Source organism: Erwinia typographi (genome assembly GCF_000773975.1).
Classification (GTDB): domain Bacteria; phylum Pseudomonadota; class Gammaproteobacteria; order Enterobacterales; family Enterobacteriaceae; genus Erwinia; species Erwinia typographi.
In genome coordinates, this window is the sequence record NZ_JRUQ01000077.1 from 21,936 (window position 1) to 31,035 (window position 9,100).

Annotated in this window: 8 protein-coding genes; all 8 read right to left on the minus strand. The window is 52.4% G+C overall.

Going from position 1 to position 9,100, the window contains the following annotated elements; translation table 11 throughout:
• Positions 1–19: 19 nt before the first annotated feature.
• Positions 20–4,048, minus strand: coding sequence for a DNA-directed RNA polymerase subunit beta (gene rpoB / locus NG99_RS23915; protein ID WP_034898572.1), 4,029 nt, complete (start codon positions 4,046–4,048; stop codon positions 20–22).
• A gap of 326 nt (positions 4,049–4,374) precedes the next feature.
• Positions 4,375–4,740, minus strand: coding sequence for a 50S ribosomal protein L7/L12 (rplL, locus tag NG99_RS23920; protein ID WP_034898574.1), 366 nt, complete (start codon positions 4,738–4,740; stop codon positions 4,375–4,377).
• A gap of 64 nt (positions 4,741–4,804) precedes the next feature.
• Positions 4,805–5,302, minus strand: coding sequence for a 50S ribosomal protein L10 (gene rplJ, locus NG99_RS23925; RefSeq protein ID WP_034898577.1), 498 nt, complete (start codon positions 5,300–5,302; stop codon positions 4,805–4,807).
• 420 nt (positions 5,303–5,722) lie between these two features.
• Positions 5,723–6,427, minus strand: coding sequence for a 50S ribosomal protein L1 (gene rplA, locus NG99_RS23930; protein WP_034898578.1), 705 nt, complete (start codon positions 6,425–6,427; stop codon positions 5,723–5,725).
• A gap of 3 nt (positions 6,428–6,430) precedes the next feature.
• Positions 6,431–6,859 (minus strand): 50S ribosomal protein L11, encoded by a 429-nt coding sequence (gene rplK / locus NG99_RS23935; protein ID WP_013200293.1) that lies wholly within the window; start codon positions 6,857–6,859, stop codon positions 6,431–6,433.
• A gap of 199 nt (positions 6,860–7,058) precedes the next feature.
• Positions 7,059–7,604: a transcription termination/antitermination protein NusG gene (gene nusG, locus NG99_RS23940; protein ID WP_034898579.1), complete on the minus strand. Its 546-nt coding sequence runs from the start codon at positions 7,602–7,604 to the stop codon at positions 7,059–7,061.
• 1 nt (position 7,605) lies between these two features.
• Positions 7,606–7,989 carry a preprotein translocase subunit SecE gene (gene secE, locus NG99_RS23945; protein ID WP_034898580.1) on the minus strand — a complete coding sequence of 128 codons (384 nt, stop codon included), beginning with the start codon at positions 7,987–7,989 and terminating at the stop codon, positions 7,606–7,608.
• Between the two features lie 229 nt (positions 7,990–8,218).
• Positions 8,219–9,100, minus strand: an 882-nt coding sequence (gene tuf, locus NG99_RS23950) for an elongation factor Tu (RefSeq protein WP_034898584.1), incomplete at its 5' end; no start/stop codon positions are given.

Here is a 9,100-nt window from a genome sequence, read left to right on the forward strand (position 1 = left end):
CCAGTACAAATTCGAGTGCTTACTCGTCTTCCAGCTCGATGTTAATACCCAGCGAGCGGATCTCTTTCAACAGTACGTTGAAGGATTCCGGCATGCCCGGTTCCATCTGATGGTTGCCGTCAACGATGTTTTTATACATCTTGGTACGGCCGTTCACGTCATCAGACTTCACGGTCAGCATTTCCTGCAGGGTATAGGCGGCGCCGTAGGCTTCCAGCGCCCACACTTCCATCTCACCGAAGCGCTGTCCACCGAACTGCGCCTTACCACCCAGCGGTTGCTGAGTAACGAGGCTGTAAGAGCCGGTAGAACGTGCATGCATCTTGTCATCCACTAAGTGGTTGAGTTTCAGCATGTACATGTAGCCAACGGTAACCTGACGCTCGAACTGCTCGCCGGTACGGCCATCAAACAGCGTGATCTGACCGGAAGAAGGCAGGCCGCCGAGCTGCAGCAGCTCTTTGATTTCGCTTTCTTTCGCGCCGTCAAACACTGGCGTGGCGATTGGCATCCCTTTCTTCAGGTTTTCAGCCAGGCGCAGCACTTCGTCATCGGAGAAGGTGTTCAGGTCGACTTTCTGACGCACATCGGTGCCCAGATCGTACGCGCGCTGAATAAACTCACGCAGTTTGGACACTTCTTCCTGCTTCTTAAGCATAGCGTTGATCTTCTCGCCAATGCCCTTCGCAGCCATACCCAGGTGGGTTTCAAGAATCTGTCCAATGTTCATACGTGAAGGTACGCCCAGCGGGTTCAGTACGATATCGACCGGCGTACCGTTCTCATCGTATGGCATATCTTCGATCGGGTTGATCTTGGAGATAACACCTTTGTTCCCGTGACGACCTGCCATTTTGTCACCAGGCTGAATCTGACGCTTAACGGCCAGATACACTTTCACGATTTTCAGCACGCCAGGCGCCAGGTCATCGCCCTGAGTGATTTTGCGGCGCTTCGCTTCGAGTTTTTTCTCAAACTCGTGCTTCAGCTCGTCGTACTGCTCTGCCAGCTGTTCCAGCTGGTTTTGCTTGTCTTCGTCGGTCAGACCGAGTTCCAACCAGCGCTCGCGCGGCAGCTTCTCCAGTTTTTCCGCTTCAACGCCACCGGCAATCAGCAGGTAGTTGATGCGGCTGAACAGGCCTGCTTCGAGGATTTGCAGTTCTTCAGACAGGTCCTTCTTCGCCTGCTTCAGCTGCATCTCTTCGATTTCCAGCGCGCGCTTGTCTTTTTCCACGCCATCGCGGGTGAAGACCTGCACGTCAATAACCGTACCGGACACGCCGTTTGGTACGCGCAGAGAAGAGTCTTTAACGTCAGACGCTTTCTCACCGAAGATCGCACGCAGCAGCTTCTCTTCTGGCGTCAGCTGGGTTTCACCCTTCGGCGTAACCTTACCAACCAGAATGTCACCGCCGGTCACTTCCGCACCGATATACACGATACCGGACTCATCCAGCTTAGAGAGCGCCGCTTCACCCACGTTAGGGATGTCAGCAGTGATCTCTTCCGGCCCCAGCTTGGTGTCACGAGACACGCACGCCAGTTCCTGAATGTGGATGGTGGTGAAGCGATCTTCCTGTACCACGCGCTCGGAGACTAAGATGGAGTCTTCGAAGTTGTAGCCGTTCCACGGCATGAACGCGACGCGCATGTTCTGACCCAGCGCCAGTTCGCCGAGATCCGTTGAAGGACCGTCAGCCAGCACGTCACCACGTTCAATTGGTTCACCCAGGTTCACGCAAGGCATCTGGTTGATGCAGGTGTTCTGGTTAGAACGGGTGTATTTGGTCAGGTTGTAAATGTCGATACCGGCTTCGCCCGGGTACATTTCGTCTTCGTTAACTTTGATAACGATACGGGATGCATCCACGTACTGAACGGTACCACCACGTTTCGCTACGGCAGTTACGCCGGAGTCTACCGCTACCGCGCGCTCCATACCGGTGCCAACCAGCGGCTTATCAGCGCGCAGAGTTGGGACCGCCTGACGTTGCATGTTTGCACCCATCAATGCGCGGTTGGCGTCATCGTGCTCCAGGAACGGGATCAGTGACGCACCGACAGAAACCACCTGCTGGGTGGAAACGTCCATGTAGTCAACCTGATCGCGGCTGAACAGGCTCGATTCGCCTTTGCTACGGCAGGTCACCAGATCGTCTACGAAGTGACCTTCGTCATCGAGGTTGGTGTTCGCCTGAGCGATAACGTAGTTACCCTCTTCGATTGCAGAGAGGTAATGAATTTCGTCGGTCACCACGCCTTCGCGAACGCGACGGTATGGGGTTTCCAGGAAACCGTACTCGTTAGTCTGTGCGTACACTGACAGGGAGTTAATCAGACCGATGTTTGGACCTTCAGGCGTTTCGATTGGGCACACGCGACCGTAATGCGTCGGGTGAACGTCTCGAACTTCAAAGCCTGCACGCTCACGCGTCAGACCGCCCGGGCCCAGAGCAGAGATACGACGCTTGTGCGTAATCTCAGACAGCGGGTTGTTCTGGTCCATAAACTGTGACAGCTGACTGGAACCAAAGAACTCTTTCACGGCTGCTGAAATCGGCTTGGCGTTGATCATATCCTGTGGCATCAGGGTATCCAGATCGCCCAGAGACAGACGCTCTTTCACCGCGCGCTCAACGCGCACCAGACCTACGCGGAACTGGTTTTCCGCCATTTCGCCAACGGAACGGATGCGACGGTTGCCGAGGTGATCGATATCATCCACTTCGCCAATGCCGTTACGGATTCCGATCAGCTTACGCATCACTTCGATGATGTCGTCTTTGCTCAGGATACCGGAACCTTCGATCTCGTCACGCAGCAGAGAACGGTTGAACTTCATACGGCCAACCGCGGAAAGATCGTAGCGGTCTTCGGAGAAGAACAGGTTTTCGAACAGGTTTTCAGCCGCTTCGCGCGTTGGTGGCTCACCAGGGCGCATCATGCGGTAGATCTCAACCAGGGCGCTCAGGCGATCGCTGGTTGGGTCGACGCGGACGGTTTCGGAGATATACGCACCGTGATCCAGGTCGTTGGTGAACAGCGTTTCGATGCGCTTGTGGCCGGACTGGCTAAGTTTCGCCAGCAGGTCCATCGACAGTTCCATGTTCGCCGCAACGATCAGCTCACCGGTGCTTTCGTCAATGTAGTCTTTACCTACTACCTTGCCGGCAATGTATTCAACGGGAACTTCAATGTGTTCAACGCCATCTTTTTCAAGCTGACGGATATGACGTGCAGTGATGCGACGGCCTTTCTCAACGTATACCGTTCCGTTGGATTCGATATCGAAAGAGGCAGTCTCACCGCGCAGGCGCTCTGGAATAAGCTCCATTTGCAGCTTGTTGTCGCGGATTTCATACACGACTTTTTCAAAGAACAGGTCAAGGATCTGTTCAGTGGTGTAGTTCAGCGCACGCAGAATGATGGTCGCAGGCAGCTTGCGGCGACGGTCAATACGAACGAACAGGTTGTCTTTCGGATCGAACTCAAAGTCCAACCATGAACCGCGGTAAGGAATAATGCGTGCGTTATAAAGCACTTTACCCGATGAGTGGGTTTTACCCTTGTCGCTGTCGAAGAAAACGCCAGGACTACGATGCAGCTGAGAAACGATAACGCGTTCTGTACCGTTGATGACAAAGGTACCGTTATCGGTCATGAGTGGAATTTCACCCATGTAAACTTCTTGCTCTTTGATGTCCTTAACGGTGCCTTCCGGCGCTTCGCGCTCGTAGATCACCAGGCGCAATTTTACGCGCAGAGGAGCAGAGAAAGTGACGCCACGAATCTGACACTCTTTAACATCAAATACGGGTTCGCCTAAACGGTAGCTGACGTACTGCAGCTCAGAGTTACCGCTATAGCTTTGGATAGGAAATACGGAACGGAATGCCGCTTCCAGACCATGTTGACCTTCCGGATCCTGCTCGATGAACTTCTGGAACGAGTCAAGCTGGATAGAAAGGAGATAAGGGATGTCCAGCACCTGGGGGCGCTTTCCAAAATCCTTACGAATACGTTTTTTCTCGGTATAGGAGTAAACCATAGGGTTCCTCAGCTCGCTGAAAAGTAGAACCTCGCTGTCCGTCCAGGGGGACAGTTCATGCAACACTATTTTGTGGCGCGGAAAGAAGACTCCCCTTCCGTAATACCTCTTTCTATCACTCTTAAATCATTTCGTTGCCAGGGCTATGCGGAGGAACCTCAGCAGTGGAGGCAATATATTAAGTCGTCGATAGAGAAAGATATTAAGCAAATCAATGACTAAACAGTGTGAAACGTCATTGACGCTTTAGAGCGCAAAAAGGCTGGTGACCAAAAAGTCACCAGCCGTCAGCCTAAAAGGATTAGGCTGCAACCTGAAAGGTTGGCTTATTTAACTTCAACTTCTGCGCCAGCTTCTTCCAGTGCTTTCTTCAGTGCTTCTGCGTCGTCTTTGCTGATGCCTTCTTTCAGGGCAGCAGGTGCAGACTCAACCAGGTCTTTAGCTTCTTTCAGGCCCAGACCAGTTGCGCCGCGTACTGCTTTGATAACGGCAACTTTGTTAGCGCCGATAGCTTTCAGTACCACGTCGAACTCAGTTTTTTCTTCAGCAGCTTCAGCTGGACCAGCAGCTACAGCTACAGCGGCAGCAGCAGAAACGCCGAATTTTTCTTCCATAGCGGAAACCAGCTCAACAACGTCCATGACAGACATAGCCGCTACTGCTTCCAGAATTTGATCTTTAGTGATAGACATAACAATTGTTCCTGTGAATCAGAAATAGTTTGTGCTTTAAAGTGCAACGGTCAAAAAAGTGCGATTAAGCAGCTTCTTTGGCGTCGCGGACGGCTGCCAGAGTGCGGACCAGTTTGCCTGCAGCGGCTTCTTTCATGGTCGACATCAGACGTGCCAGCGCTTCTTCATAAGTCGGCAGAGTTGCCAGACGGTCAAGATTGGCCGCACTGATCAGCTCACCTTCAAAGGCCGCAGCTTTGACCTCAAATTTTGCATTCGCTTTCGCGAACTCTTTGAACAGACGAGCAGCAGCGCCCGGGTGTTCCATAGAGTATGCAATCAGGGTCGGACCAACAAACGTGTCTTTCAGGATCTCAAACTGAGTTCCTTCAACTACGCGGCGCAGCAGGGTGTTACGAACAACACGCATGTAAACGCCAGCTTCACGACCTGCTTTACGCAGTTCAGTCATTTTGTCTACGGTCACGCCGCGAGAATCCGCAACTACCGCAGACAGCGCGCCTTTGGCTACTTCGCTGACTTCAGCAACAATCGCTTGTTTGTCTTGAAGATTTAATGCCATTAGCTTTTGCTCCTGGATTTTGGCCGGAGATGAATTTCTCCGGAACTCACTTCACCTGACCCCAGTTGCCTGAGGCAGGCGCTTAACACGGTGAGCAGAATCCAGCAAAGACTATAAAAATATTCTTCAGGTTCTGTCACCGTCTACGCAGGAAATTAAGCGTGACCTTGCGGTCTCACACCTGCGGTCTTGGACGGAGGCCTGGATAAGGCCAGGCTCCAACCGAAAATTCTTTCGCTTCTACGTCATTCGAACTGATGCCGTGCTGGCTGCGTTCGCGCACACCGGCCGCATAGCGAGCTATGCTGCTGGCGCTTCACTCGCCCTGTCTCAGTTCAAATGCCTTGAATACGGGTTCTGTATAATTACAGAACAACGGGCGTAAGATTCTAGAGGAAACTTTCGCCCGCGTAAAGCAGATTAGTTAGCAGCAGCGTTCAGGCCAGCCTGATCAACCGCAACACCTGCACCCATAGTGGTGGAGATGCTAACTTTCTTGATGAAAACGCCTTTCGCCTGAGATGGTTTTGCTTTTTTCAGCGCAACCAGCAGGGATTCCAGGTTTTCTTTCAGTTTATCTGCGTCGAAATCAACCTTACCGATAGTGGTATGGATGATGCCGTTTTTGTCGTTACGGTAACGAACCTGACCCGCTTTAGCGTTCTTAACCGCTTCAGCAACGTTAGGGGTTACGGTACCTACTTTAGGGTTTGGCATCAGACCGCGTGGGCCCAGAACCTGGCCCAGCTGGCCAACAACGCGCATTGCATCTGGAGATGCGATAACTACGTCGAAGTTCATTTCGCCTTTTTTGATCTGGTCAGCCAGATCTTCCATACCTACCAGCTCAGCGCCTGCAGCTTTAGCCGCTTCGGCGTTTGCGCCCTGGGTAAATACGGCAACGCGAACGGAACGGCCAGTACCGTGTGGCAGTACAGTTGCACCGCGAACGTTCTGGTCAGATTTACGAGCATCGATGCCCAGGTTTACCGCTACGTCAACGCTTTCAACAAACTTGGCAGTCGCCAGTTCTTTCAGCAGAGCAACAGCTTCGTTGATGTCATACTGTTTTGTTGAATCAACTTTGTCGCGGATCGCGCTCATGCGCTTGGTCAGCTTAGCCATTTCTTAGTCCTCTACTACCAGGCCCATGGAACGAGCAGTACCTTCAATTGAGCGAGCCATCGCTTCAATATCAGCACCAGTCATGTCCGCAGCTTTGGTTTCTGCGATTTCACGTACCTGAGCACGCGTTACTTTACCAACTTTGTCTTTGTTCGGCTTGCCGGAACCAGACTTGATACCAGCCGCTTTCTTCAGCAGGATTGGTGCTGGAGGCGTTTTGGTAACGAAGGTGAAAGAACGGTCAGAGTAAACGGTAATCACTACTGGAGTAGGCAGGCCTTTTTCCAGGGATTCTGTTTTGGCGTTAAACGCTTTACAGAATTCCATGATGTTAACACCCTGCTGGCCCAGAGCCGGACCGACCGGTGGACTTGGGTTTGCCATACCGGCTGCAACCTGCAACTTGACGTAGGCTTGTACTTTCTTAGCCATGATAATTCCTCTATTGGGTTCAGACGCTCCGTAAAGAGCTCCCCGTGATTAATATTCACACGCTGAACACAGCGCATAAAAACAAAAGGCGCGAAATTGTATTGCAATTTCGCGCCCCTCGCAACTGATATTCTCGTACGGAGATCTTTTTCTATGCAGCAGCCATGTTACCCTGCTCTGACCTCACGGACGGTAACAATCAGCCTTTCTCAACCTGGCCAAAGTCCAGCTCAACCGGCGTAGCACGCCCAAAGATTGACACCGACACTTTCAGGCGGCTTTTTTCATAATCCACTTCTTCAACCACGCCGTTAAAGTCAGCAAACGGACCATCGCTAACGCGAACCAGTTCACCTGGCTCAAACAGGGTTTTCGGACGTGGCTTATCACCCGCAGACTGCAGGCGGTTCATGATCGCGTCGACTTCTTTGTCGCTAATAGGTGCCGGACGATCGGAAGTACCACCAATGAATCCCATAACGCGCGGTACGCTGCGCACCAGATGCCAGCTTGCGTCATTCATGACCATTTGGACCAGAACATAGCCAGGGAAGAACTTGCGCTCGCTTTTACGGCGCTGACCGCCACGGATCTCAACCACTTCTTCGGTTGGCACCATGACGTCGCCAAACAGCTCTTCCATGTTATGTAACTTGATATGCTCGCGCAGCGATTGGGCTACACGGCCTTCAAAACCGGAAAACGCCTGAACGACGTACCAGCGCTTTTTTGGAGCTTCAGACATCTCAGAACCTCAGGCCAGTGATAAACGATACCAGACGGACCAGAATACCATCCAGTCCCCACAAAATCAGTGACATCACGGCAGTTACCGCGGCAACGATTAACGTGGTATGCAACGTTTCCTGACGAGTCGGCCAAATGACCTTGCGAACTTCGGTGCGCGCTTCACGGGCAAACGCCAGTGTCGCCTTACCTTTCGTCGTCAGCAGCGCGATGCCACCTGCTGCTGCGATCAGGATAACGACGGCCAGCGCGCGCAGCGGCAGCGTGACTTCACGGTAGTAGTAGTTGCCTACGATAGCCGCGATCAGCAGCAGCACAACAACTAACCACTTTACCGTTTCCAGGCTTCGCCCGCTCCCTTGAGCTTCGGTATTAGCACTCATAAACCAACCTGCCACAATAAATCAGAAACTGTTTTGCCCCGGAAAACGAGGCAACCAAACCGAATGAGGCTGTCAGGCGAAACTCGGCATATAACGCCGTGCTACAGAGCCTGCCTCAGCAATGATTATGGTTGAAAATCACTGATGAGCCAGGTTCTATGTTACAGCGTGCAAAAAGGGCATCAAATGATGCCCTTTTCCTGTGCGTTGCGTCAAATATTATCCGCGATTAAGCGATAACTTTAGCAACAACGCCCGCACCAACAGTACGGCCGCCTTCACGGATAGCGAAACGCAGACCGTCATCCATCGCGATTGGGTGGATCAGGGTAACAATCATCTGAATGTTGTCACCTGGCATTACCATTTCAACGCCTTCCGGCAGTTCGATGGTTCCGGTCACGTCAGTAGTACGGAAGTAGAACTGTGGACGGTAGCCTTTGAAGAACGGAGTATGACGGCCGCCTTCGTCTTTGGACAGAATATAAACTTCTGACTCAAATTTAGTGTGTGGCTTGATCGAGCCTGGCTTAGCCAGAACCTGACCACGCTGGATGTCTTCACGTTTGATGCCACGCAGAAGAACACCACAGTTTTCGCCCGCACGACCTTCGTCCAGCAGCTTACGGAACATTTCAACGCCGGTACAGGTTGACTTAGCGGTATCTTTAATACCAACGATCTCAACTTCTTCACCGACTTTGATCACGCCGCGCTCTACACGACCGGTAACAACGGTACCACGGCCAGAGATAGAGAAAACGTCTTCGATTGGCAGCAGGAACGGCTTGTCAATGGCGCGCTCTGGCTCTGGGATGTAGTTATCCAGGTGACCGGCCAGCTCGATGATTTTCTCTTCCCACTCGGCTTCGCCCTGCAGCGCTTTCAGCGCAGAACCACGAACGATTGGCAGGTCATCACCAGGGAAGTCGTAGGCAGACAGAAGTTCACGCACTTCCATCTCAACCAGCTCCAGCAGCTCTTCGTCATCAACCATGTCACATTTGTTCATGAACACGATGATGAAAGGAACGCCAACCTGGCGACCCAGCAGGATGTGCTCACGGGTCTGCGGCATTGGGCCGTCAGTGGCGGCAACAACCAGGATTGC

Bases quoted from the DNA above. Each gene is read 5' to 3' on its own strand.
- rplJ (WP_034898577.1), bottom strand. From the start codon at position 5,302: ATGGCATTAAATCTTCAAGACAAACAAGCGATTGTTGCTGAAGTCAGC.
- rpoB (WP_034898572.1), bottom strand. From the start codon at position 4,048: ATGGTTTACTCCTATACCGAGAAAAAACGTATTCGTAAGGATTTTGGA.
- rplL (WP_034898574.1), bottom strand. From the start codon at position 4,740: ATGTCTATCACTAAAGATCAAATTCTGGAAGCAGTAGCGGCTATGTCT.
- rplK (WP_013200293.1), bottom strand. From the start codon at position 6,859: ATGGCTAAGAAAGTACAAGCCTACGTCAAGTTGCAGGTTGCAGCCGGT.
- rplA (WP_034898578.1), bottom strand. From the start codon at position 6,427: ATGGCTAAGCTGACCAAGCGCATGAGCGCGATCCGCGACAAAGTTGAT.
- nusG (WP_034898579.1), bottom strand. From the start codon at position 7,604: ATGTCTGAAGCTCCAAAAAAGCGCTGGTACGTCGTTCAGGCGTTTTCC.
- secE (WP_034898580.1), bottom strand. From the start codon at position 7,989: ATGAGTGCTAATACCGAAGCTCAAGGGAGCGGGCGAAGCCTGGAAACG.